Source organism: Tatumella ptyseos ATCC 33301, assembly GCF_000735525.1.
GTDB lineage: Bacteria > Pseudomonadota > Gammaproteobacteria > Enterobacterales > Enterobacteriaceae > Tatumella > Tatumella ptyseos.
In genome coordinates, this window is the sequence record NZ_JMPR01000038.1 from 196,010 (window position 1) to 221,858 (window position 25,849).

Here is a 25,849-nt window from a genome sequence, read left to right on the forward strand (position 1 = left end):
TGTAATGAGGAGCCGGAAGGATGCCCGGGCAGGTCATCCGCCGGGTTTCCCGCGAGAGGAGTATCGCCGTGCATCTTATGATGTCAGGCGCGCATCCGCCGTGATGTCAATGTCGTCAGTCTGCCAGTGCTTCGCCGGCCGTCTATCCCTGCCGGGAAAGGGGCTGACGGATAACCGGCGGAGGAAATACGCCGTTGATCGCAGCCAGGTCTGTCGCAGTCAGCATCAGGGTTTTCGCCCGGGCCAGGTGCCCGGGGTGTACCGGACTGTCAGTTTCGATAATCGCGGTCATCCCCGGCTGACGGAGGATCCAGGCCAGTGCGACCTCCGCTGGCTGACAGCGATGGTCACGGGCGATCATCTCCAGTACCGGGGCAGTCAGTAACGGGTCCCCGGTGCCACCGAAAGGTGAATAAGCCATGATATGAATACCGGCCTGCCGGCATTGATCCAGTAAACGGTATTCAATTCCCCGTGCCGCACAGTGGTACATCACCCGGTTAATAGCGCAGTTTTCACCGCCCGGCAACGCAAGCAGTTGTACGAGATCACGGACATCAAAATCCGCAACACCCCAGCCACCGATCAGCCCTTCCTGGCGCAATTTTTCAAGGCTGCGTACCGCAGACGCGAGCAGACCGGGATAGCGTTTGTGAAGAAGGTAAAAATCAATATGATCTGTTTGTAATCGCTTCAGAGATGCCTGGCAATAACGTCGGGATAACAAGCGATTGGCCGCACCGGAAGCAATTTCCGACACCAGACAGACCTCCCGTCTGCGTGTCGCGATCACTTTACCCGCCATACGTTCCGCACGGCCGCGCCCGTACACTGCAGAGGTATCCAGAGTAGTGATCCCGCAATCTATCGCGCGGTGCAATGCGGCCACAGCCTGTTTTTCCGGGTAACGTCCGTCCCCTGCTGCTTTCGTGCCGGCAGCCAGTGCGGAAAAAGTCAGTAATTTTTTCATACGGCTCCGCATCTTTTATCTCCCGGACGGTGACCGGGAGCGATTAAATACAATATTCCGGCGTCTGTCCTGTCTTCAGACCTGCTGACACAGGCGGGCTGAAAAGTACTTCTGAGGTAACCTGTGGGTCATTCGTGACCCGGTAAACTCATCTCTTCGGTTATCAGCATACAATTTTCAGGCCAGGTTGCCTCAGCCGGCAAAAAATACTGCGGGTGACCTCGCCACTCCCTATCCACCGTCGTTTGCCGCCGGTGAATACCGGCCATGACGGCCGTCAGGATCCGGTGACCTGATGGCCGGAATGATCAGCATCTGTCATACGGCCTCACCGCAGGAGTGTGATCAACAGGTAAAAAAATGGCGCAACCGTGCAAAAAGAGTGCTGCCGATCGGCGGAGGCAGTGAAACCCGGCGTTCCTCAGAAAACCGTCTGTTCAGCCACTACTTTTCTTTCAGGGGAAGATCCGTAACCGCCTGGCCCGGACTGATGCAGAGAGATTTGTGAAGGAGAGTGGCTCTACCTTATGAGCTCCGGGTATTACCGCCTGCCCTGCCCGCAGATCATTGCGCGGGATCCTGAGCAACACGGGCAGCAAAAATTCCCTGATGAAGTATCGCCCGCAACAGTGACGGTTTATGCGGCCGGAGAGTTGCCCGCTGAGCGGCGGGCCTCCGGCAGGTTATTTAGCCGCACTGGCCGGTTTTACGCGGAAAAACCGGAGAAATGCCTCCCGGCGTTGACGGTTGCGGAAAGTGTTAATCAGAAACTCCAGCAAGTTAAATAACAGGCAAAGTAACAACAACACCACCACATCGGGCAGTGCATTTTTCCAGGAAAGCCCCATCTGATTTACCCCGGCGATGGCTTTCACGGCCCAGGTGGAAGGAAGCAGGTCAGAGAGTAATCTGACGCCCCAGGGCATCGCCTGTACCGGCCAGATGGTGCCTGAAATGTAAAAGACCGGCATGGTCATAAATGACAGCGTCAGATAAACAATTTCCACACGGCGAATACATTCCGTCAGTAAATTCCCCAGACTGATCACTGCCAGCAGGAAAGGAAAGGTCAGCAGTAATATTTCGGCCATACTGGCCGTTTGCCGGTAGCCCAGGACCCACGGCCAGAGGACAAACAGGACTATCGACAGAAAAAGCCAGATAGGCAATAGTGCTGAATACGCCCCCAGAATGACCGGCATCGAAGGTTTACCGCTGGCGCTGATGGTCAGATTGACCCGTACACTGGCGATCAAAAGGGAGTGTTGTAATAACATGACCAGCAGCCCCGGAAAGATAATAGCCGCAAAACTAATGCCGGGGTTAAACAGCGGTTGTATCACGGCCTTAATGGGCGTTAACACCACACTGGCTTCCGGGGCGGTAAAACCGTGGTTCAGGAGAATTTCGTTATTATAGTGGGCCAGCATCTGCTGGTAAGCGGCGACCACAGCCTGCTGTATCTGCCCGTTGGGCAACCGATTTGTCGCATCCCCGAACACCGGGATCGCCACGGATTCTCCGGCCAGCATTTTCTGTTCCAGATCGACCGGCATAATAATGATCGCAAATAGCTTACGCCAGCCCAGATCACGTCTTGCGGTTTCCAGATCCGCATAGTTGATCATATCAATCTTGGAAGTTGCATCCAGGTTACGGATCAATAAACGGCTGGCGGTACTGTGATCCTGATCAACCACCGCCACCGGCAGGTTCCAGACCGTGTGGTTCGCATAGACCAGGCTCATAACACACAGCGATATCAGCAAAATCCCCCACATCGGGCGTTGCAACATGCCGGTCAGAACTTTGCGGAACGTCTGAAAAAAAACCGTCATGTCATCGCCTCCTGTGCTTTCAGGCGGGCCGGTAATCGTTTCCGGACCAGCAGACCGACCACCAGCGGGTAAACCAGTAATAAAGCACAGACACTGGCAACCGGTTGTGCCGGGGCCTGTCGCAGGAACAGATCGAACATGGCATACAATGCATGGGTCAAGGGTTCCAGATTAGAAATAATCTGAGCCGGTAACGGCATCGATAATTCAGGGACCGCCAGTCCCGAAAATGTCATGGCAATACTCACCAGTAGTGCCATCAGCGTATAGGCCGTAATGGCCGAGCGGGTAAAGGTGAACAAAAACACGGCGATACTCTGCGCTGCCATGATGTAGAAAAAAGCGACACAGTACATATAAAACGCATTACCCACCACTCTGGCATCTGACGCCCAGACCAGCAACGCAATCTGCGCCATCAGCACTGTGGTATAGATAAGAGTATAGGGAGCCATCTTCCCCAGTAACGACATCGTGAAGGAATTAGAGTAGATCAGCGGTTTACTGCGGGATAACACATAGATCATACAGGCAACGACAAACAACTGCATCAGATGGATTGTCGCGGCAAACTGCTGATAATAGATATAGCTGCCACTGGCATTAAACAGGCTCTGGTAGGTTAATGATACCTGAGCCAGCGTCGGAACCTGCTTACCGATTTTCGCCGCCATAATACTGCGGTACTGACTGTTTAAGGTCGTCATCAGGCCGGTGAAGTCCTGCGTGGAGTAAAGCCCCGAGGCATAAAACAGCGCGTTATAATAGAAAACCACCTGCGGCTGACGACCGGCCAGCACATCGGCCTCAAAGTCCGTCGGAATATAAACGATGCCGTAATCTGCCGCAGTACGTAATTTCTGTTCCGCCTGTTCAAGACCGCCCGGCCACTCCGTCAGTGAGGCATGGGGGCTGGCATCCAGGTCGCGGATTAATTGCCGTGACAGCTCACTGTGGTCATTATCCACCACCGCTACCGGTAAATTCAGAAGAGTTCCGGCCGAAAAGTTGCTGCTCAGCAGCCAGAACAGTAATAACGGGAAAATCCAGGTCAGCCAGTGGATCATGGGCCGCCTGAAGGCCGTTCTCAGCTCGCGGTTAAATGCCTGCCTGAAGCAACGACGTCCATATTTTACTTCCATTGCCATAATGCACTCATTCCCTGTCGCAATCCTTTCACCGGCTGCAGAGGCCGCAGGCGAACTTCAAAGGTTTTTAAGTCAAAATCGCCGGTTGCCCGTGTTGCACTTTTGGTCGAAAAGTCTCCCAGAGGGGCGATATAATGCACTTCAGCCTTGATCATCTCATTATTTAATGCCGGAACCCGCAGGTTAATAATGTCACCTTTTCTGACATGAGCGAGAATATCTTCACGCAGGTTAAAGACAAAATAGGCATCCGGCAGACGAACTAATGTCAGCAACGGGCTGTAGGCTGTCAGCAGGTCACCGACCTCGGCCGGGATGGGGCCGACTTCACCATCCACAGGGGCTCTGACCACCAGGTCATCCGTCTGAGCTTTAATTTCCAGTAATTGCTGTTCTGCTTCATCCAGTTGTGCGGCATAAATTTCCCGCTGCTGTGCGCGGTCGCCATGTAACCCTTCATCCAGGTTGGCCTGCGCGCTTTGCATAGATTGCAATGCCGTATTACGGGCATTACGCGCATCATCCAGCGCCTGCGCAGAAATATATCCCTTCGCTGCAATCTTCAGTTGCCGGTTATATTCATCCCGGGCATTTTGGTAGTCTGATGTGGATGAGGCCAGTACGGCACGAAGGTTACGGAGGCTTTCTTCGCGGGTACCACTGAGGGAAAGATCCAGCCGGGCTTTTGCCTGGTCACGGGCAGCTTCAGCCGCTTTCAGCTGTGCAATCAGTTCCGGGGCCTCCAGCCTCATCAACACTTCACCCGCACGGACATCATCGCCCCGCTGGGCTTCACGTTCAATAACGCGGCCTTTCGCTTTAGAGGTGACGATAACTTCCGGCGCATCCACCTCGCCCTGTAATAACAATCCCTGATTACTGGCACGAAAGAAAACAGCCAGTGAAATAATCACTATCATCAGTAATACAGTCAGTATTATTTTTTTATTCATGCAAACTGCTCCTGTGCACAGTAAAAGTGTTCCATCATCGCTAACCGCAATTTTGACATAAAAAAAGCATAGAGCATTGATTCAGGTTATGCCCGTGCTCATCCCCGCAATATATCTGTACGGGGATATCTCTGCGTTAATAACGTTAACGCCATATTTCAGCAGACGTGTCATCCGCCGTTGCCAATAATTCATAAGGGTGACGTTAATAAATCATCCCCTTCCGCAACCGCGATATCGTCGCAATAACACGGCTTTGCCCGAAGAAGAGACCGCCCCGACACTCCACAAAGATACCGGAACCACTCCGGACGACATACCGGAGCCTGACAAGAGGGGAAATAAAAAGTGACAATTCCACATCTCCGGGAACGGGATCACCTATCGAATTGATACAGATTTCCGGATCCACGGCGGTTGCCATCAGGGTTATAGTTTCCCCTGAATCTTATCTCTCTGCGGAGTCTGCAAACACTATGTTTTCTTTGAATCGTTTTAACAGTAAAGAGCTGGCACTGGCCTACGTCAATGGTCAGCAACAATCCCTGTCACCGGCGGAATTTCTCCAGGCCGTAACCCGGGCAGAGGCTGAGTTCAGTCAGCTACTCAATGCGTCCTGCCGCCCGGCCGGTCTGACCCACCCTGTCTGCGCACTCAGGGGCTAATGCCCGGAAGTCCGTTATTATCCCTTACCCTAAGCACGGATAACAGGCGGTCATCCTGCAGAACAAAACGATCTCTGTGACCGAAATAGCCACAGGACGGCCCGTAGCCTGTCACAGGGAATAACCGATGATTTCCTCAGGCACCGTGATATAAAAACATTTTTATGCTTCGCCAGCCGCCTTACTGAACTTCCTGACTGAAGAGCCATTGTCTGAAGTCCTTAATTTCATCCAGGCTCATGGTATGCCCCATGCCCGGATACGTCTTAAAGGTGATATCCGGCGTGACGCCGCTTAACTGATCCACCGCCTGCCTTGCCAGCGCTAACGGGATCCTTTGGTCAGCATCCCCGTGGCCGATAAAGAAATGTAGCTGACTGACCTGATGACGCGGAATACTGTTCACTGAAAAATTTGCCGGTAAATGGCCGCTGAAAACAGCAACACCGTGGAACAATTGTGGATACATCAGTGCGACCTTGTAGGTCATCACCGCCCCCTGACTGAATCCCCCCAGATAGGTATGGCTGGCGGCGACGTGGTATTGCTGTTGCAGGGTTTTCACCGTCGAAACCACTGCATCACTGCTGCTTTGCTGATCGGCGGCAACATTCTTCTGTTTATCTGACCCCCGGTACCACTGATAGCTGTCTCCGGCGACCGGTAGCGGCGCCCGGAGTGAAACCACAATCATATTGCCCGGGACAATGACCGGAAAATCGTTAAAGTCTTGTTCATTCGCACCATAACCATGCATCATGACCAGCATCGATTGCGGTTTATCCTGCCGGACGGCCGGCATAAATAAATAGGTCAGTTCACTTGCCCGGACCGCCGGTTGTATCAGAAAGATACAAAATACGCCGATCACTGCCAGTACTTTTTTCACTCTTTTTCCTCTTATGCTGCTTTTTCTTCCGGTAAACATTTAGCTGTCATCACCCGGAAACCAGGCTTTCCCTGCCGCGGTATTCCAGCGGATACGTGGAAACAGGGATAACCGGATGTTGAACAGAAAATAAAATGGCATAAATAACTGCGGGTTATTCTTCGCCATAGGCTCCATGACGGACAGCAACTGCTCCAGTTCATGTAACAACCTGCTGCCGGGTTGCTCATGGATATTTTTTAATCGCCTTTTAAGATACAAACTAATTTCATAAAGCAACGCTTCTGTCCGTAGTCCGTTTAAACGGAGAATTTCCGGATCACGGGCGCAGAAGTCGAAGACATTTGCTCCCAGCCATACTTCCGTGATCAGATTATTTTCCACGATCAGACTGTTCCCCGGGTCGGCTTTATTCCTCGGGAGGATAACGTTGATTCGGTCCAGCATTCGCTGCACGAACTGCTGACGCTGCAATAATGACGCTTTCTGTAGCCGGATATCATTGATAAGCTGTAACAATTCTTTAATTCCTGCCCGCAGTGCTCTTTTTGCGGTCCAGGACGGGCGTTTATTTCTGATCATCAGTGTGACCACCAGAGAGATCACAATCCCGACAAAGGTGGAAATCGCGGCGTTGATTGTCGCGAAAGGATTAGGCGCAAAATCATGGCTCAGGCCGATATAGGCAGGGAGCTGGGTGGCGACAATCAACCCGATAAAATTAGTGGCCGGGTTTGCAATAATAAGCCCCATCAACAGCAGTGCCGGTAACAAACAAATGATCAGGGCTTCAAAGGTAATTGCGCCCGGCAGGATCGCCAGGGAATAAAAAATACTGATGGCAATAGCAATGGCGATACCTTTGAAGAATACACGCATTCCGCCAATGGGGCTGTCGTGGGTTGCGAAAAACGAACAGGTGACGGCAGCGATCATTGCCGCATTGTTGCCGCTTTTCCAGCCCGAGCCAATCCAGAACAGACAAGCGATAAAGGTCGCGGCAAACGCCGTAAACGCCGACAGAGAGATCATTCCGTGGTCAAAGTAGCGTTTACGGTGCATCACAGGGGAGGATTTACCCCGTCTTCTGAGCCGGGAGATCCTGACCTCAACCCCGTGATACGCACTCAGAATGCGGACAAAGTTCTGTAACCGTCGGGTCAGTCCGGTAAACAGTAAACACTCTTCAGTCCCCCACGCACCGGAATGGAAGTTTTCTGTGATATTTTGCTGCGTCTCTTCCAGTAACCGATTCACCGAAGCCACATCTTCAGTGCTGGCTGGCTGTTCAAGCCAGTCAAGAAAACGGCCCATAGCATGCATCATGATTTCAGGCAGCAGGATATTTTCTGCAGACAGCAGGCTCAGACGTTTTTCTATCGCCGTCAGGGTCGGCACCAGATAGGAAAGATGCTGATACTGTGCCGATACCATCCGTACCAGCCGCTTCACCTGATCGGGCTCATAGGCACAGTGAGTCATCAGGACTTCCACACTCACGGGGTAATTCGCCATCTGGATCAGGATCTGTTCTCTTTCGGGCATTTCTGCCGACCGGGGTTGCTGGCTAAGCAGAGAAGCACAGACTTTTTTTGCCTGCTGATACCAGTTATCGATACTGTTCTGCAGTAGCGATTTCATACTCACCGGGAAAATCAGCACGTGCACCAGACTACTGCAGAGGATCCCCAGCGCCACCTCTTCGATCCTGGAGATCACGGTATAAGTGATGGCTGACGGCGTCGTCACATCCGGAAACCCCATAATCGCAGCACTGTACCCGGCCAGCATAAAAATATAACTTTTCGGTGTCCGGTCATGTAATGACAGATACAGACATACCGCGACCCAGGCCGATACAGAAAAACTGAACATCACCGGTGACATCACGGTGGCCGGGTAAATAACAAAAATAAAAATACCGCCCAGCACAGTGCCCAGCAGCCTGAAAAAGGATTTTGACACCGTGGAGGCGGAATAGATCTGTGAAACGACATACACTGTCGTTAATGACCAGGTGGGTTTTTCCAGATTAAGTTCTAATGCCAGATACAACGCCAGGAAAGCCGCCAGTGCCGTTTTTAATGAAAATGTAAACGCACTTTTTGTTAAAAATTTCATAGGTTACAGTCAGTTATGGGGAGCTCTGATTCGCATTGCGAGTATAGTACACCCGGTCACTCGCTAACGACTAAAATTGTAACAGGTACGGAATCGCTGCTTTTAACGCAGTTTCTCATTAAAACTTCTGAAGTTAAGTATTCCCGGTGTCTCAGGCAAACAAGCATTTTCCCGGACCTCCGGATGCGGGTGATCCTTCCCCGGAAAGTCAGCATCCGCGGACCCCATAAATAGCTATGATCACCGACAGCCGTTAAAGGCAGGATACCTGTCATTTCCGGCACAAAAAAGGTACAATTTGCCGGACTTATCGCCAGGTCTTTGCTGATTAAAACAACCTGTTCTCTGTCTGGCTTCGGTTTTAGCCACTCCGGTACGCTTCCTGATACTGCTGCGTAGAGGTCCTTCCCCGGGGTGCACTTTAAGGATGATATTATGTTAAAAACATGGCTGATCCTTCTGGTCTCTATCGTTGCTGAGACTTTTGCCACCTCGATGATCAAATCCTCCGAAGGCTTTACCCGCCTGCTCCCTTCCCTGGCAGTCATCGCCGGTTATATCATTTCTTTTGCGGGATTATCTCAGGTGGTGCGGGTCATGAATGTCGGGGTAGCTTATGCTATCTGGGCCGGGGTGGGCATCTGTCTTGTGTCTCTGATTTCCTGGGTGTTTTTCCGGCAAACGCTGGACCTTGCAGCCATCCTCGGCATCCTGCTGATAGTGATGGGCGTGGTAGTCATCCAGTTATTTTCCAAATCCGTCACCCATTGATCTGCCGTCCGTGACGGGCTTCCGCTCTGCGGCAAGTCGGGCCTCCCCGCAGACAGAAATGTTATGCGTAACCCAAAAGTAAAAAACCACCCCGGTAAGGGGTGGTTAACTTCAGTGACGCGGATTATTTATGAACGTAATAACTCGCGTAACGTGATTGCTCGATATTCGCCGTCCAGCGTCCTGCAACAACACTATTATCCCAGCCATACCAGTTAGGTGCTGGTGTGGAGGCTATACCGGTAGAACAACTGGTGGTCGGGTTATGAACGTATCCGCCGCGGTAACTGCCCTGAGTCCAGCGACGAACTACCACCTGGATCGGCTGCGCGTAATAGCCAGGCTCAACGCTGATATTCCAGTTATAGTTAGTGCTGAAGCTCTGCTGGTGGCTATAGTTCGCACTTACCGAGAACAGGCTCAATGCCCCACCGATCACCGGAATTTTACTCAGATTCAGACCGACCGTGCCGCCCCACTGATACCCGGTGGTTTTAGTCTGCCCCCAGATATAGGTGCAGCTGGTTACCCCGCCGGACCCTTGCGGGCACAGATAGATAGGTCCGCGCCAGATCCAGTCTTCCCAGGTCGTACGCGACTGGGTCTGGGCAAAGGCGGCAGATTTGCCGGTTAATATAACATCCTCGGTATGGCCCACCAGGCAGGTGCCTGCAAAACTGTTCGACAGCGGAATCAGTGCCGCTAACAACGTTAGTGAAATCTTTTTCATTGTCTGTCCCCTGAATTATTGGAAGATCTGATCCGGCGTATTGTCTGAATTCACAGCGGATGTTGTTTTTTCATCCGAGAATAACTCTGTGGAATACTGCCCGGAGCTCAGATCCACCGGGGTCATCAGATAACCATCACCCTCCGGTGCCGTTTTAAACATCACAGCATCCGCCTGAACCGAAGAACCCAGGACTTCTCCTGCCAGTGTTGCCGCTTTTTTACCGCCCGCACTGCCATCAAAAATCACTTCTTTTCCCTGCGTTAATGCCTGAGTTACAGTCGCTTTTAAGGACGCGTCAGCACTGAGTGAATCACCTAATAATAAAATATCGTAATCACTGGCACTGCCGGCGGTGTATTTCGTTTTAAAATAATTTAAAACGCCACCATCAGTATCCCCTAACGCATAATAGGTCGTTGTGGTGACTGTGGTCACCGGCTCCTGATCGGCCGGTGTATCTGTTGCCATAACATTAGCTGCAAATAACCCTGCCAGCGGGAAAGCCAGAATGCTTTTCATCATTTTATTCATTACAGACTCCATAGTTATATTTAATAAGGAATACACACGGTTTTTTGTTTTTAATTCACCTCCTGATTTTCCGATAACGATTATTGATAAGCAGAAACAGAAAACTGTCCGGATCCGCAGCCATATAACTGGCCTGGCCGGGAAGACACGGAAAAACTCGCTCCCGGCGGAATAGCAAATAACACCGAAGTTGAAGGCGTAATATTTTTACCCTGACTGCTATTGTGAGCGACAATAATTCCGTTAACTGCGGCGCTTAAATCCGCAAAATTATAACAATAGCCATCTCCTGCACTCCGGTTCAGTGAAGAATTCCCCCCGGTTGCCGACATCCAGACCATTTCACCCGTGCCATTGACGCCCTGATAGCTTCCGGTTCTGCCACCGAGGCTGGAAAGCTGAACCGAATTTTTCATATATCCCGTCCACTGGCCGTTGTAGCAAAATAAAATCCCTGAATTGCCGCCATTAGCCATCAGGCCATCTTCATTGCAGGCAGAATTCAGTGAGGCACTGCCCTGAACCTCCAAATATTCACGGGTCGTCATGCGGCCATCTGAAGATATTTTCCCGCCTTTAATTTCACCCCCGGTTTCAATCCCTTTGTCCTTCCAGACTTTTACCCACTGGTCATCATCCATATAAAAGCCGCCATTATGGGTACTGTTGATCCATCCTTTATCCCCGCGGGTCACCAATGACCCGGTCACGGTACGGATATCCGTTTCACCGGTGATCGTACCGTCACTCCACAGCCCGGCTTTGGCCGATACGCTGTCTGCCGCCAGACTGCCGCTGAGCGATATGTTTTTTCCAGTGATCTCGCCTGCATTACGTATCCCGTGCTGCGTCAGATCCATATCGGCATGCATCTGATTCAGTTCCGGATGGCCTGGTACCGTATAACGGTAAAGGCGGTCACTTTCACTGAATACACTCTGCATCGTGTCGGCGGAGAACAGCGTGACCAGATGCCCACGGGCCGCCGGAATGCCGGACTCCGTGGTATTCAGTTTCCAGCTGCCATCCACCCCGGTCGCCTGATTATCTTTACTGATATACCCGGACTCTCCGTGCATCAGTCGTGCGATATAACGCATCCCTTTTTCACTGAGAACAGTGCCCTGCCGGGAAAGTAATAACCCTGTAATATTTTTATCCGTCAGGTTATCCAGAGTGAAATACGCGGTATAGCTTTGCCCCTCGTTATTAATAAGCGAGATATTTTTATCCAGATACCCTTGTTGCCGGAGTTGCTCTGCATCGATCGCAATAAATTTCTCTGCCAGCAAATGTTTCTGTAATTCACCATAATTATCTTTCAGGTAACGCTCAGCCGCACCGGAAAACATGTCAGTTTCTCTGGCGGTGACTGTCCATTCCTGCAGTTGTAAATAGTCACTGTATCTTTGATACCCTATCGGCGCTGCAATTAATATTAACGCCAGCACCAGGCTCAGAGAAAACAGCGTATCTCCGCGATGTATATTTTCCATAGGTACACTATTGTTAAATTAATCCGGCAACATCCGTTACCTGACAGAGTAAGAACGCTACATAAAAATAAGGGGCATACGGTAATGTTTTTTTATTTATTATCAGTGCGTGACAAAATAATAATAAAAAACCCACGCCGGATACCAGACAAATGACTTGCCAATGCATCCAGAAACTCAATGCACTGATAAAATACACATCCCCCTGACCTACCGAGGTTCCGCAGATCCTCAGCGAAATTTTTTCGACTCCCCGGAATAATAAAAACAGAATACCCCAGGTAATTATTCCGGTAATAACGGCGGCACTGCCCTTTATCAGAAAGAGTATCAATGCACCGGTCACTGTAAAACTAAGAGTAAAGCGCCAGGGCAGCCAGAAATTGCTGATATCAATCACGGTGAATAAAATTCCCCATAACAGAAACGCTGCCAGTACCACAGGCTGTGCGGACATGCCTGGCACCCACAGTGCCAGAGCAAAAGCGGCTGTGGCCAGCAGAATAATTGCCACAGGCACTGGCTTGCCCGGGGTATTCCCCTGATGATCACCGATAAACTGACAGGCCTGCCTGACCATCAGCATTCCGGCGACCATAAACAGCACTATCTTGTCTGCCATCATCCTGCCTTCCGCTGCGAATACATCATATAAGCCAGGTAAACCTTATGGATATAACGGCGGCGTGCCTGATCCCGGCCCTGCAGAAAACCGGTGTTGTAGGTGGCCAGACAGGCCCAGTTATTTCCGCAATAGCTCAGATGACGGGCCAGGATCCCTGCGCCTGTATCGATATTCAGACAAGGGTCCCGCAATAAATCTGTGGCCTGGTGTATCCGGTGCTCACGAATCAATGCGGCGATATGGGTCGAATTAATCTGCATCAGTCCGTAGTCTCTGCTGATCACCCGCCCCTGTGCATCACGATTCAGTCCGATACTGCCCGCCTCTCCCTGACTTTCCACCTGACTGATGGCCCTGAGAAGATCAGCATTCAAATGATAGTGGCGGGCTGCCTGCTCAAAACAATCTGCGGCACAGCCTGGCCACGATAACAGCAGCAGAAAACAAAGAAGCCCGCGATCCATCGTGTCAGTTCGCACTGAAAAATTCGAGACGGTTATCATCTTTACCGCCCCCGGCGGACTGGCAGTCCGCAGCGGCCTCTCCCGCCCCCTGACTGCTGGTATAGCGGTGACCGTTAATACTGATATGATCGATCAGGCTGGTGCTACCCAGTTTGGTCGCCAGAGTTGTACAAGCCTCCGACGGGACCCCCTCATAACGCAGTATGAATCCGCTGTCGCTGCCCTCTCCCTGCACGTTATCCGGAACCAGAGTGACATTTTTGCCCCAGACATTACTGAGGATGGCCTGACCGGAGTTTTTATCCCCGCGGATGGTCATATTCCCCGGCGCGCCACCGAAACGGATCAACGCCCCGGTCATTTCCCGGTCGGATGCAAACTGGTAACTCCCGCCGACTTTCAGCATATTACGGGTATTGGTGATCAGTTCACTGATATTCCCCATCTCCGTGCTGGTATCATTACGGCTGAATAATCCCCCTCCGACACTGATCCCAATCACCAGCACAATAAGGGAAATGGTGATCCAGATACCGGCTTCAAACAGGGAGATAGCGCCCCGGTGTATTCGTGTTGCAGTTGTCATGAGTTTCCTCGGGTTATTGATGAACGGAAATCAGGTTATTCAGGTCCTGCGTGGAGAGCAGGATCAGTACCATGTAACCGGCGTTCAGGCCCAGGCAGACATACCCGGCCATCGTCGCGGTTTGCTTAATCCGCTGTACGGTTTTTTGCAGCCAGTCATTAGCGAAATTTTCTATAATATTTTCTGCATTATCCGCGGCAGTCAGTACCCGTAGTTTTTTAACGGTCTCCGCTGAAGGAAAGGCATATCCGCTGGCAAACAATGCTGCCCCCAGATGCTTTCCCTGCCAGACATGCTGCAGAGTGGCCTCCAGCCGTTCATACAGCCAGGGCGAAGCGCGTTGCATTAACTGGTTGATGCTCTGTTCGGTTTTCACTTGTGCACGGAGCAGTGCCGAGATATTCAGCAGGAAACTCACCCCCTGGATATCGCGGTAAAGTTTCCACGGCAATATGTGGTCCAGCAGGTGGCAACGCACACGTCCGGTCAGATTAGGCAGTGACCAGAGTGTCCAGCCCGTCAGCACAAGAGCGCTGACAGAGATCAGGATCAGGTGTTCACTCAGCCCGCGGGAAATAATGGCCAGTGCCTGCAGCGAGCCCTGCCACTGGTCTTCACTGACCAGAACCGCCAGTCGCGGAAGAAAGCGATGACTGACCAGTTGCACCATAAACAGACAAGAGATCAGTAACAGGCACGGATACGCCAGCGCAGCACTGCAGGCTGAGCGCATCTCTTTTGTGGCCCGCGCGATGGTCATGGCGCGTCGGATAGCGGCAGCAAGGTCACCGTCACTGACCCCCGCACCGAGCAATAAGAGTTCCTGCTCCGGGACCCAGCCACGTAATCCTTTATCCAGTGACATGCCGCAGGTCAGTGCGGCAGCAATATCCTGCAGACAATAGACCCGCGGGCTGTTTGCCGAACGATCGCTGATAATCAGCGTGCTGATGGCATCTGCGAGTTTGAACTGATTCTCCAGCAGGAAAGCCAGGTCATCATACAAACTGATCCGGTCATTCCCTGAGAAGGTTCTCAATGCCAGCTGGCGACTGAGAGATTCGCTGTATTCCCGCCACGTCCGTTTCTCCGTCATGCCTGACTCCTTAGAGAAGGCTGCATCAGGTCATCTTCATCCAGCGGGCTGATCAAATCGGCGTCGAGCGGGTCGGCAACTCCCTGATGAAGATAGTCTTTCAGGTGCGCCGTTCGGGTAATGCCGTTCAGGGTATCCAGCCAGTATCTGCGGGCAGCAATTTTACCCTCGTGCCGGTACAGCTCCATAAAGCGGGCATCGGGGCGGATCACCTCGGCAATCATTTTCCGGCCAACCGTGCCATGGAAACATGCTGAACATCCGGACGAATGCCGGAAACAGAGTTTTTCTGCATCACAATGCCGTGTCAGAAATTCCCGTTGTTCCGCTGATAAGGAAGGTAGCTTTTGCTGCCAGCTCAGCTTGCAGGACGGACACAGCACAGGGACCAGACGCTGTGCAATCAGGCCAATCACTAACTGAGCATCAGCAATTTCCGGCAACGGAATTTGCAGGGTATCGGTCAGGCGATCCAGAATACCGATAGCATCGTTAGCATGCAGAGTGGTCTGCACCAGATGCCCTGACTTCGCGGCACTGAGTGCGGCCCGGACCGAGTTAGTATCGCGGATCTCACCGATGATCATCGCATCCGGATCCAGACGTAACGCCGATGAAATGCCTCTGGACCAGGCCTGACTCAGCGCTTCGGGATCGGTGCGATCAGCGATCACCGGCGTCTGAACCGCCCCGGGGATCATCCCTTCAGGAGGATCTTCAATGGTGAACAGCCGTTTACTGTGTAACGTCTGTTCCAGGTAACAGCGGCTGAAACAGCGCAGAGAGGTACTCTTTCCTGAGCCGGTAGGCCCTGAAATAATGATGATCCCCTCGGGACGGGTCAGCATTCGGGTGATCTGTTGCTGCTGCACCGGCAGAAAACCTAATTGGTCCGGGGTGGGTAATGAACTACTGTCATCGGGCAAAACGCGCATGACAACATACAGCCCGAATTCGGCAGGCGTATGTGCATAACGGGCACCGAAAATCCCCAGTTGACGGACAAATTCACTGCGTAACCTGCCATCCTGTGCACGGTTAGCATTAAAGCTTTTTTCCGTTACATCACACATGGATAACACAATGGTCGCCGCCAGTTGCATACCTTCTTCGCGCTCCAGTTGCGCGATGGTGCGCAACTGGCCGTGGATACGTAACTGCACCAGAGTGACCTCCTGGTACCCTATCAGCAGATGAATATCTGAAGCTCCGAGAGTCACGGCCTGCCGGAAATAACGGATCACTCTTGATTGCTGCTCAGAGCGGCTGATCTCCGAAGTGACCTGGCCACTCTGTTGTTCACTCTGTAACTGACGCAGCTCATCGAGCTGGACAGGTTCAAACCTGGCCTGTGGTGTCTGTCGCAGTATGCCGGCCAGCACCGAGGTCGTTAACGGGTCATGCCGGTGAGCTTCGGAGAAGTAAACCGTGGGCTCATCCGCAGAACGGTCAATATAAATGTATGCCGAACTGTCCTGACGATTAATCATCACTCCCCCCGATAAATGCGAGGTTCTTCGGTGAGCCATGGCCGGTACTTATCCTGACTTCACGGGGAGTGATCGCGATGACGCGATACAAGTCGCCGGGCAGGATCGTGTTTTCATCCACCGTCAGTCGTTTCCCATCCGGCATCTGCAACTGTGCATTAAGATGCCGGCGACTCCCCCAGATTTGGATAACCATCGGCAGAGCGGCTTCTGCCGGCGGAGTACTTTCTGATGGCGTGCTGAGAGGCGCCGGAGCATAAGCCGCCCCGCCGTGCATACCCGTCGATTGATGGCCGGGGATTTCTGCAGGCTCTGCTGCCGGTTGTGGCTGAGCCGTTTGCCGGTATTTATCCAGCTCATTCCGTGCCCGGACATGTTCCAGCTGAGCCTGGTCAAATAAGGTTTCTTCCTGGATCTTTTCAAGAGAGCCAAGGGTAAATCCGTCATCCTGACTTCCGGCTACCGCTCTCAGGCTACAGGTGAGCAGGATCAACAGATAACCTCCCCTGAAATTACTGCTTTTCATATAAGCGTCCCTCAAGCGTAAAAAGTAACCGGCCCGCGGTCAGGCTGATGTCAAGGCGAGTAAACCCCAGGTTCCGGGCCTGCATGACCGGGCCTGAGAGTAATAAACGCGGACTGATCGGCGTCACCAGAGTAAATGTCCGCACACTGAACGGATCTGACCCGGTCCCGGCGACGTCCGAAAGTTGTAATTCACTGTGCGTCCGTTGTGCCAGACTCGCCAGCGAGGTGAGCGACGCAGGCTCTGAGGCCACACCAGGGCCAGGGCGTTTCTGCATAACAAAAGGCAAGAGCAGCTCAGCTTCATCGCCTGCTCCCGGAAGATTGAACCGGTAAGGCAGCCCGGACAAACCATGCTCTTTTAGCTGGCGGGAAAAATCATCGACCGTTCCGCTGCCCTGCAGACTATATTTCGCCGTTATCCTGGCGGGATCAGCCGTACAACTCACATGACTTAATCCCCAGCCGGCAATCATAATCGGTAAAACACCGGTACGCTGCTGACAGGCAGACAACACCTCACTAAGGGAAGGCTGACGGGACCAGGGCGGAGCCGCATCGGCTGCCGCACTTTGCTGCTTTAGTAACAAATAGCGTTGGGCCGCTTCAATACGCTGCTGTTGCTGGTAGTTATTCCGCCACATAACGGCTGAAAGCAGTGCAGCCCCGGCCACCAGCAGCCCGCCGGCCAGCCTTAGCCGGTAACGGTTATCTGTTCCTTTCAGCCGGTATTTACGGGCCAGCGGTGGCGTATCTTGCAGCAACTCGTCCAGCGTCAGGCCAGCGAAAGTCTCTTTTTTTTCTGACGCGCTGGTGCTGCGAAATTCCTGCCACTGGCTATCTGAGCGGTGGAGTAACAAAAACTGCTGCAGATAGTGCTCTGTTTCCTCACGGGTACCGGGAATATCGCTGAACGGTGATAGCCCGTGACCTTCTTTGGCTATAAACCAGTAAAGTCCTTCTTCCAGCCGGCAGACGGCGTAGCTGTCTGGTGGCATTTTCTGCAGAGCCACCAGGGCCAGCGGATAACGTTTCTCTCGCCCCTGTTTTGCCGGTAGCAGCTGTACGCTGCCCAGCAGACATCCCGGATCACCCGTGCGGTCATTTGTCAGCACAACATGGTAAGTGTGCTGAACCGCCGGTAAGCGCTGGCGGATCTTCCTGCGGCCACGGACCGGCAGATAGCGCCAGGAAAGCCCGGCCACCAGTTGGCGACCGCCCTGACGGATGCTGTAGGGTCTGTTCTGTTGCATTACCGTTATCCCATCAGAACCGGGGTGATCAGGATCACTAGCGCCGATTTCCCGCGGCTGCCGCCGTCACCCCCGCCGAACAGGAAGAAATGAGAGTGGTCAACGCCCTGATGATCATCACTGTTACTTACCGACTGATAACCGCTTAACACCAGCGTCTGTCCGGATTTCATCAATACCCGCTGAGTGAAAATTTTCATCCTGGTTTTCATCAGTTCAATCGACGCATTCTGGCTGGTAAAGGTTCTGAAGGTCGGGTCATCGGACATATTGATGGCAAACTGCAACTGCATACGGGTTGAGTCCGGCATCAGATATGGCAGGATCGTCATATTCAGGCCCGTGGTGATGGTGGACTTACTGATACTGCTGGAAGAACCGACATTGGCAGTATTCTCTGTGCTGGTATCAGAGGCATAATCCTGCTGTAACGCTACCTGAACCGGAACCGCTGAAAGGTTAGTCGTCATGCTGGAGAGCTGGGTCACGACGGTCAGATGCGTCTGTTCTGCCAGCGCTTTCACTAATGCCGTACTGCCCTGCCCTTTCCCGTCCAGAATAGAGATACCGCTACTCATCATTTCACTGGCCGCATCCGCATACGGCGATGTCAGTGATAACCCCAGGTTGCTGTTGTTGAATACCGCTTTCCAGTCGATACCTAGCTGGTCGTTATCTTTGTTATCGATGCTGTAAACCTGCACATTCAGAACAACCTGCCGGTTTAGTTGAGTGTTCCGATCATCGATATATCGCGCCACATCACTCAATACTCGCGGTGTATCCCGAACGGTCAATTCTCCGTTCGTCAGATCCATCCGTCCTTTACCCGGAGTCAGCATCATAGAGATGGTGCTGGCGATATCACGGTACAGTCCGGACTTTATTTCCATCGTGGTAGCCTGAGAAGTCGTGCCTGAGTTTTTATCACTATTGTCAGACGCGCTCTGGCCCCCTGCTACGCCGTTAATATTCTGGTTTTGCGAAGAAGTTGTACCGCTGACCGTACGGGAATAAAAACTGGCATTATTATCCATAAATAAAACAGGGAAGGTTTTCGTGGTCATATAAGAAATAATGACCCGGTGATCCTGATATTCCCAGCTCAGGCCCTGACGTGCGGTAATATCATCCAGCAAACCAGCAACCGGCCCCTGCCAGAAAAGATGATTCAGTGATGTACCGGAGGAAACGGTATTCACCGGCGCGCCGTTCCCCGGCAAAGGGTCATTCATTGACGGGTCCTGACTACTGAAACCAGGGTTATTTTCCTGCTGACTGAGTGCATCCTGACTGATATTCACCGGAATATGACATTGAGAAGTAATCAGTGAAGCAACCGCCTCAAGGCTGATATTTCCCGGATGGTTCAATGTCATATTACAGGATGGCAGTTCATCCTGCTCCTTCTGTAAGTCGCGGCTTATCGGCTCAGGATTGATCCATTGTGTTTTTTCGTTAATAACATAGGGATGTGATTTATTGAATGGCATCATGGCATCTGCCTGTGATGTCAGCTGACTATTATCTTTTTCAATATCATTAATTCTCTGCCAGCTACTGCATCCTGATATCTGAATAAAGATGAATGATAACAGGCTCAGCGTGGTGTTTTTATTGAATTTCATAAACCATCTTATCCCTGGTAATAATAGAGAATACTGTCGTCAGTCATGTCATTAGGAATTTCTATGTTTACCGCTGTACCGTACATGTCATACAAGCGGTGATGCCGAAAAATATAAAATAACCGGCTATGTTCGCTAACCACCATCAGACAACCTGCCAGTCCCGGCTTTTCAGCAGTCCAGATATAATGTTGTGACCCCCGCCGTTCAAAATGTAACGGGATTTCAGAATATCCGGCACTGGCAGGCAGTGTCTGGTCTGAATGCTGCCACCTGACTGAGCTGTTCAGAAAAAATATCGCCTCTCGCTGGCAGTTTTCATCATCAATCTGACGCTGAGTCTGCGCCTGAGGAAACAGCCCCATAAATAATAATCCACCGATAAAAAATGACAGTAACCAGTAATACATAAGTCATCCTTTAACGGGTATCGATGACCACCAGACATTGGTTGCGATAAATATGTGCATAGAGCGGGATCTGAGCCGCTGAGTACAAATCGATGACCTTTGCGATAGCCGACAGATAATCCCCATGGAAAATAAGGGGGGCATCAACCGGATAATTAACATGGCTTTCCCAAATCAATTTCCAGTGAGGAATACCTGCAAGGTTGCACCCGCTCGTGGCAGACCATTGCTGTAATCCCTCCTTCAACGTTGTGCCTGACGATATTTCATAAATCTGAGACAGACCGTTTTCCGGTGAATTGCCTGCCCGGGAAGCCAGAAAACCCTCTGCCGCCAAATCCTGCCTTGAAAATACAAACAATAACACCAGGCAATATAATATTTTTCTGGCCACCTATTATTTTCTCTTATCGGTAGATTTATTAAATAGCACTAAATGCTAACGAATGAGATTAATCATAGAGAGATGAATTTACTTAAGCAAACAGAAATTTACGTAATCTTTACTACGAGAGGAAATTAAGTGATTTATACTTAATTACTGTAATTTATCAACTTCACCCAGAGAAAAGGATCACATAACGATCCTTATACAAAATTTAATACTATGTTAGTTAACTAACAGTTCCTTTCGGGATAAATTGTAACCAAAGTATATTTAACTGCTGTTAAATCATTTTTATTACATCTTCATGACAATGAATAAATAATACCGCCCCTGCCATTTAAAAAAATGATCGTTGTGATTAATAATAGTCATCAAAAAATAACGACAACCCCGAAAAAAACAGGGCCTTATTTTTCGGGATTCTCTTTATTGAGGATTGAATATTCCGCGTTGTTATTATGGATATTATGCAATATCAGGAGCGTCCGGATTGTGATTATTTATTCATAGAAGGCGTTAGGAAAGGAACAGATACTTATTGGGTGAGTGGTGAAAAATAGCGGTTTATATTTATGACCTGATGAGCATAAGAAATAACAGCCGATAATATTACTGAATCACCCTATCGCCGGATTAAGATCTGTCAGGCCTTTTTTGTCATTTCACCGGCCCGGCTGCGGGCGGCCCTTTCTGTGGAGCCGGTTAAACAGACTTATGGCATTCCTTAAGCTGCTCAATATCGTTGTAGCCCGGTATATCATGCGGTTCACTGCTTGAGTTGTAGCGCACAGATTTGCACTGTGCCGAACGGTACAGCAACCCGACGGGCTGCAGCGTAATCCCTTCCGGTACCCGGAAAGTGACGTCCAACCATTTTGCATCAGCCGGAGGAGACAGCGTCTTGTCAGGCCGGTTATCACACCCGGAAAGCAGCGTCACCGCACACGCAATGACGGTGGTTTTATTGAGAAAGTTCAACTTCTTCCTCCGTTACCGCCGAAAAGCGCAGCAGGGCATTTTTCCCGGTTTCCTCTGCCTGTGTCAGCCTCAGAGCGACCGGCAGCATGTCCTGAAGGGCCAGAAACTCACGATTACGTTCAACCTCATCCGGATGACTGAAGCTCGCCTTTTGTTCAACGCCCTTCCGGAACCGAGCCCGCATGGCTTTCCGGTCCATATCCCGCGCCGGATCGGCAAGCTCCAGCACCTGATTATGAATATAGGGAAGGTAGCGGTGCGCCATCGAGTGGTTTGATAGCTTACTGAACCAGCCGGATGATGCCGTATTTTCCCCCTTAGGGAACCGCTTCTCCAGCTCGCCCGGCGCCAGACATTGTATGAATGCCGCCTGATGCTCTTTGGTGGATATCAGGTATTCTTCATTCAGGGCAGGCACAAGATACAGTTTGACCGCCGCCTTCTCCGTATAGCTTACCGTTCCGCCCCCTATCCACAGCGTATTTCGCTCACCGGACTTCATTACGCTCTGTTCCGCGCGTAAAAACAGGACCGTTTTTCCGTGATGCCAGTAGGGATCTCTCTCCTGTGTAATCCCCATATCCACGCCCGCATTTCCCCCGAAGGTTCGCGGTAAAAGACCGATGGCCGACGTGATCACCCCGTCAAAGCCCAGTTTGTCACCCAGCCACCCCAGTTTCTCGTAAAGCTCGCTGTCGAGATCCACCTCCGGCGGGATCTGTGTCACCATGTCATTATCATTGGCGTGACGGTAGTGGGTGATGTCCCTCTGCATGTACGCGGCCAGACGGCTGAACGTTCGCGGCATTCCGTAGGTGGACAGCACCGGGTTAAATGCCTTCATCTCCGCGGCATACAGCAGCGCCAGCGCGCCTCCCAGACTATGGCCGCAAATAAATAATGACTTTCTATTGTCTAAAGATGTTCTGAGTGCCCGAAGATTAAACTTATCCCCGAACTTCCGTTTAGCCAGCTGATACGCTTCCAGAAAACCGCCGTGCACATTCCCCATCCCGCCCAGCTCTGCAGGGCACCGTTTCGGGCCGAAGGACACGTCGGTCCGGAAATTCAGCAGACTGTCGGTACCGCACCAGGCAACCAGAACGTGCGAGGCACACTCCACCGTAAACAGGCGGGTATCACCTTCTCCCTGCGCCCCCTCCCCGGTATTCATATAGAGCGGAGGCTGATACCGCTCCCGGAACGGCACGTCCACCGCCAGCGTATGAAAATAATTCGGGAATTCTGCAAGCTGCGGGAGACAGGACAGATCCTGACACTTCTGCCGGAAAAAGTAATCGATGGTCGGGTTCTTCGCTTCGGCGGCATACACCAGATCGGCCATAATGCCCAGGTTCAGCGCGTTCGCCAGGTCATACTCTTTCGTGTCGTGCAGCGACAGCACCCACGCGCGGAACGGACAGATCTCGATAACATGCCGCTTATCAAGCGCCTCCCGCGCTATCTCGGTGCCTTTCAGTGACCGTCCCGGTGGGAAATGAAACTTCGGCGGCTCCGGCTCAGCCCAGCCATCGATCTCCGGAAGCCGGTCGCAAAGCTCCCCGATGGTCACATAGTGATGGATGTATCCGGCTATCCCGGCTTTTTCCTGCACGTCTGAGCGCCATTTGGGGTCGCGGGTTTCCGGCCGGAATATATTGTTGCTTACCGGCTGGCTGTTCGGGTTACGCCGCAGGCCCAGCGGGCGCTTTTCCATCTCATCTGCCAGCTGCCGGGCGTCGGTCTTCACGTCAACCGCTATCCAGTACAGGTTATCGAAGCGCACCACGCCCTGACTATCGGTCATGCCCCCCGGAGGATTGGGCGGCGGTGTCGGATTATAGTCGTAGCCGGATTGCCGCCACATCTCCACATCCCGGGCTGACGCCAGCGGATGGTACTCCAGCCTCACGTTTAGCCCGGAAACCGGGGTATTGTTTTCATCAACGAACCGAAGTTCAAGCCAGTATTTATGCTGTTCTCCGCGACACTGAACGACTTTATTGTTAGGCCTGATACTGGTGAAACAGGTATTGTCGCCAATAATTTCCATGCTAATCCCTTGCATGTTAAAAAGTTAATGTCAGCATCATATGCCGAACGAAACTTAACCTAAATCCGTCCGCTACAGCTACGGATGCGCCCGCCTTTAACCCGATCCTTTTGTTGTTGCTCATGCAACACCTGCACACGCGCGTTTCCGGACCACTGCCCGCGGTTCACTCTGCGGGCTGTCTGATTGAGGTTGTTCCGCCCCCCGATCAGCTGACGCAGCAACGCCGGCGAGATCGAGGGAAGTATGCCTGCACGGACCGGTTTCGCGGCCAGGTAAGTCTGGCACATCGCGGCTGCAAGCTGTTTACCGTCGCAGCGCTCAGGCAGCCGTCGGTGCTCGTCTTCAGTCACCCACAGGGTGAGCATTTGGGTACATTTCCCGGAAATCAGGCCCCCTGATAACACCGCGCCGGGTGGGAAGAAACAAGGCACTTGTGCGTCAGTGGTTTTAGCGGGTTTCGGTGCGCAGCCCTGAACCAGTCAGGTAGCACTAACGGTGTGTATCATTGCTTAATATGTTGGCATGGGGGCAGAAGTCAGTAAAGTGCTTCATGTGGCAGTTGTGATATGTAGCTCAGGAGTGACCGCAGTACTCTGTACGGTCAGATGAAATGACACCTCCCCGCTCATCCGATCACTCAGGTTCAGTCATGAGGCTGCGGCGAGCGTTACCGGTTCATGGGAAAAGGATACCGCGATTCCGTTTCGACAGTTCGCTCCAGGCCAGGCTGTGTGCAGGCTCCCTGTTCAGCCCGACTGCTGCCCCCTATCCGGTAACTATCGTCCTGAGTCCAGCGCGGACGGACACGCAGATACGTCACTGGCAGTATAAGCATATCTGTATGAGTTCCGGATACTTTTTGAGGTTTTGGTTTTTCAGCCATCACCATCCACTTAGAGCTGTCTACACATTACGTGGGTAGGATCAACTTATTGCTACCTGTGGGCACAGGGCATGAATTTCAGACATAAAAAAACCGCCTGACGGCGGTTAAACGACATTGCACATAAGTGCTTATTTTTGTTCATTTGAATCGGTGGTGCCCGGGGCGGGACTTGAACCCGCACAGCCTTACAGCCGAGGGATTTTAAATCCCTTGTGTCTACCGATTTCACCACCCGGGCAAATCTGGAGGCGCGTCCCGGAGTCGAACCGAGGTAGGCGGATTTGCAATCCGCTGCATGGCCACTCTGCCAACGCGCCTTTAATTCTTTGAATCACAACACCTTAAAAGATGTTATCTTTCTGATTTTTTGTTTAGCACCGGCAAAACGCCGGCCTAACTTATTGATTCCGAAAGACTTAATTTCTCTTTCGTCTCCGGAATGGCGGCTATTATGGACTGGTTCCCCGGCCTTGGCAAGTGCTATCCCCTATTTTTTCTAATAAAACCGACTGAATGACTGAAAATTCATCAACCTGTTCAGTGAGCGAACATATTCGCGCTGAGATGTTGAATTTATCACCACTAACCAACTGATTTAAAGAGATAAAGAGCTAAACTTTGGGCATAGAGGGTACTGACAGCCCCACACTCAGACGGTAAACCCCTTCTCCGTTGAGCTTTACTCCCCTGCTCCCGGACACGTCAACAGCACACCGTACAAAGAGCCCCGTCAGCGTGAAGCTAATGGCGTATATTCAATCAGTTCCGGGCGAAGAGTCTCTGTTTTTCCCTGTTCCGGTCATCTCAGACAAAACACACCATTTCTCCGCCCTAAGACACTGACTGCATACATGCGGGCTGCCTTAACCCGGTAAGCATCGTAACGTGCACAGTGGCCAGATGGCCAGAGTGCATTACTCCTGTAGTACCATCGCAGGCCAGGTCTCCGGGGGCACGGCCGGGGGCAGATAAGTGCTCAACAACGATCCACAGGCAGGTCTGTACAAATGGGTCAGACTATAAAAGCCCGGCAACGAAACGCTGCGGTCCTGTTGACAAACACGGGGAGGTATTCCGGTCCGGAAATGATGATATACAGGCGGGCGGCTTCTGAGATACCCGGGAGCTACTACAGGGTTATTCCGGACTGGCTAACACAGAAACGATAGTGAGTGTCGCCGGTTAAGCTCAGAAACGCAGGGCCACAGGTGTTTCGGTGGCTATACAGACAGGCGAGCCCGTTGAGCGCGACGCTACTGAATGATACGGACCTGACGGAAGTTCACGGCTCAACGGACGGCTGAAATAAGCGGGAGATCCGACGGCAGTCGGCAATAAAGTACAAAAAT

The 25,849-nt window shown here is 51.8% G+C and carries 24 protein-coding genes and 2 tRNA genes; 2 read left to right on the forward strand and 24 right to left on the reverse strand.

Features of this window, described 5'->3' with window-relative positions; genetic code table 11:
* Positions 1-142: 142 nt before the first annotated feature.
* The 4 genes from GTPT_RS12815 to GTPT_RS12835 form a co-directional block, all read right to left on the reverse strand.
* Positions 143-970: an aldo/keto reductase gene (locus GTPT_RS12815; RefSeq protein WP_029989343.1), complete on the reverse strand. Its 828-nt coding sequence runs from the start codon at positions 968-970 to the stop codon at positions 143-145.
* A gap of 683 nt (positions 971-1,653) precedes the next feature.
* On the reverse strand, positions 1,654-2,808 hold the full coding sequence (locus tag GTPT_RS12825) for an ABC transporter permease (protein WP_025901730.1): 1,155 nt from the start codon (positions 2,806-2,808) through the stop codon (positions 1,654-1,656).
* On the reverse strand, positions 2,805-3,956 hold the full coding sequence (locus GTPT_RS12830; protein WP_029989346.1) for an ABC transporter permease: 1,152 nt from the start codon (positions 3,954-3,956) through the stop codon (positions 2,805-2,807). The genes GTPT_RS12825 and GTPT_RS12830 overlap by 4 nt, the downstream gene beginning before the upstream one ends.
* The gene (locus GTPT_RS12835; RefSeq protein WP_025901728.1) at positions 3,941-4,909 is read right to left on the reverse strand and encodes an HlyD family secretion protein; all 969 of its coding nucleotides are present in this window, start codon (positions 4,907-4,909) and stop codon (positions 3,941-3,943) included. The genes GTPT_RS12830 and GTPT_RS12835 overlap by 16 nt, the downstream gene beginning before the upstream one ends.
* 476 nt (positions 4,910-5,385) lie before the next feature.
* Between GTPT_RS12835 and GTPT_RS12840 the strand changes: the two genes are divergently transcribed.
* Complete coding sequence (locus GTPT_RS12840) at positions 5,386-5,574, forward strand: hypothetical protein (RefSeq protein WP_025901727.1); 189 nt, start codon at positions 5,386-5,388, stop codon at positions 5,572-5,574.
* A gap of 181 nt (positions 5,575-5,755) precedes the next feature.
* Here the strand turns inward: GTPT_RS12840 and GTPT_RS12845 are convergent, their stop codons facing one another.
* The gene (locus tag GTPT_RS12845) at positions 5,756-6,463 is read right to left on the reverse strand and encodes an alpha/beta hydrolase (RefSeq protein ID WP_025901726.1); all 708 of its coding nucleotides are present in this window, start codon (positions 6,461-6,463) and stop codon (positions 5,756-5,758) included.
* 39 nt (positions 6,464-6,502) lie between these two features.
* The gene (locus GTPT_RS12850) at positions 6,503-8,584 is read right to left on the reverse strand and encodes an FUSC family protein (protein ID WP_051170676.1); all 2,082 of its coding nucleotides are present in this window, start codon (positions 8,582-8,584) and stop codon (positions 6,503-6,505) included.
* Between the two features lie 435 nt (positions 8,585-9,019).
* On the opposite strand from GTPT_RS12850, the gene GTPT_RS12855 reads away from it, so the two are divergent.
* Positions 9,020-9,355, forward strand: a complete 336-nt coding sequence (locus tag GTPT_RS12855) for a DMT family transporter (RefSeq protein ID WP_025901724.1) — start codon at positions 9,020-9,022, stop codon at positions 9,353-9,355.
* 124 nt (positions 9,356-9,479) lie between these two features.
* Here GTPT_RS12855 and GTPT_RS16765 read toward each other — a convergent pair whose 3' ends face one another.
* The 18 genes from GTPT_RS16765 to GTPT_RS12945 form a co-directional block, all read right to left on the reverse strand.
* Positions 9,480-10,085: a hypothetical protein gene (locus GTPT_RS16765; RefSeq protein WP_051170677.1), complete on the reverse strand. Its 606-nt coding sequence runs from the start codon at positions 10,083-10,085 to the stop codon at positions 9,480-9,482.
* Between the two features lie 15 nt (positions 10,086-10,100).
* Positions 10,101-10,619, reverse strand: a complete 519-nt coding sequence (locus GTPT_RS12865; protein WP_025901722.1) for a hypothetical protein — start codon at positions 10,617-10,619, stop codon at positions 10,101-10,103.
* 80 nt (positions 10,620-10,699) lie between these two features.
* Entirely contained in the window at positions 10,700-12,115 is a 1,416-nt protein-coding gene (gene pilV / locus GTPT_RS12870; protein WP_029989351.1) for a shufflon system plasmid conjugative transfer pilus tip adhesin PilV, read from the reverse strand.
* Between the two features lie 13 nt (positions 12,116-12,128).
* Complete coding sequence (locus tag GTPT_RS12875; protein WP_029989353.1) at positions 12,129-12,740, reverse strand: A24 family peptidase; 612 nt, start codon at positions 12,738-12,740, stop codon at positions 12,129-12,131.
* Entirely contained in the window at positions 12,737-13,204 is a 468-nt protein-coding gene (locus GTPT_RS12880; protein ID WP_029989355.1) for a lytic transglycosylase domain-containing protein, read from the reverse strand. Before GTPT_RS12880 ends, GTPT_RS12875 begins: the two co-directional genes overlap by 4 nt.
* Positions 13,205-13,208: 4 nt before the next feature.
* Positions 13,209-13,790, reverse strand: a complete 582-nt coding sequence (locus GTPT_RS12885; RefSeq protein WP_025901718.1) for a type 4 pilus major pilin — start codon at positions 13,788-13,790, stop codon at positions 13,209-13,211.
* A 13-nt stretch (positions 13,791-13,803) separates the two neighbouring features.
* Positions 13,804-14,886, reverse strand: coding sequence for a type II secretion system F family protein (locus GTPT_RS12890; RefSeq protein ID WP_051170678.1), 1,083 nt, complete (start codon positions 14,884-14,886; stop codon positions 13,804-13,806).
* Complete coding sequence (locus GTPT_RS12895; protein WP_029989360.1) at positions 14,883-16,376, reverse strand: GspE/PulE family protein; 1,494 nt, start codon at positions 16,374-16,376, stop codon at positions 14,883-14,885. The genes GTPT_RS12890 and GTPT_RS12895 overlap by 4 nt, the downstream gene beginning before the upstream one ends.
* Positions 16,369-16,902 carry a type IV pilus biogenesis protein PilP gene (gene pilP / locus GTPT_RS12900; RefSeq protein WP_025901715.1) on the reverse strand — a complete coding sequence of 178 codons (534 nt, stop codon included), beginning with the start codon at positions 16,900-16,902 and terminating at the stop codon, positions 16,369-16,371. The genes GTPT_RS12895 and pilP overlap by 8 nt, the downstream gene beginning before the upstream one ends.
* Positions 16,889-18,154, reverse strand: coding sequence for a type 4b pilus protein PilO2 (pilO2, locus tag GTPT_RS12905; protein ID WP_025901714.1), 1,266 nt, complete (start codon positions 18,152-18,154; stop codon positions 16,889-16,891). Before pilO2 ends, pilP begins: the two co-directional genes overlap by 14 nt.
* Before the next feature lie 5 nt (positions 18,155-18,159).
* Positions 18,160-19,782, reverse strand: a complete 1,623-nt coding sequence (gene pilN / locus GTPT_RS12910) for a PilN family type IVB pilus formation outer membrane protein (RefSeq protein ID WP_038011518.1) — start codon at positions 19,780-19,782, stop codon at positions 18,160-18,162.
* Positions 19,783-19,790: 8 nt separating this feature from the next.
* A complete protein-coding gene (locus GTPT_RS12915) occupies positions 19,791-20,192 on the reverse strand; it encodes a type IV pilus biogenesis protein PilM (RefSeq protein WP_025901712.1) in 402 nt (133 codons plus the stop codon).
* A 10-nt stretch (positions 20,193-20,202) separates the two neighbouring features.
* The gene (locus tag GTPT_RS17665) at positions 20,203-20,586 is read right to left on the reverse strand and encodes a toxin co-regulated pilus biosynthesis Q family protein (protein WP_025901711.1); all 384 of its coding nucleotides are present in this window, start codon (positions 20,584-20,586) and stop codon (positions 20,203-20,205) included.
* A gap of 696 nt (positions 20,587-21,282) precedes the next feature.
* The gene (locus tag GTPT_RS12925; RefSeq protein ID WP_029989364.1) at positions 21,283-21,558 is read right to left on the reverse strand and encodes a hypothetical protein; all 276 of its coding nucleotides are present in this window, start codon (positions 21,556-21,558) and stop codon (positions 21,283-21,285) included.
* Positions 21,542-23,611 carry a lipase family protein gene (locus GTPT_RS12930; protein ID WP_029989366.1) on the reverse strand — a complete coding sequence of 690 codons (2,070 nt, stop codon included), beginning with the start codon at positions 23,609-23,611 and terminating at the stop codon, positions 21,542-21,544. Before GTPT_RS12930 ends, GTPT_RS12925 begins: the two co-directional genes overlap by 17 nt.
* A 59-nt stretch (positions 23,612-23,670) precedes the next feature.
* Positions 23,671-23,979: a MobC domain-containing protein gene (locus GTPT_RS12935; RefSeq protein WP_244875077.1), complete on the reverse strand. Its 309-nt coding sequence runs from the start codon at positions 23,977-23,979 to the stop codon at positions 23,671-23,673.
* 672 nt (positions 23,980-24,651) lie between these two features.
* Positions 24,652-24,738 (reverse strand) — tRNA-Leu (locus tag GTPT_RS12940).
* A 5-nt stretch (positions 24,739-24,743) separates the two neighbouring features.
* Positions 24,744-24,817 (reverse strand) — tRNA-Cys (locus GTPT_RS12945).
* Positions 24,818-25,849: the final 1,032 nt, after the last annotated feature.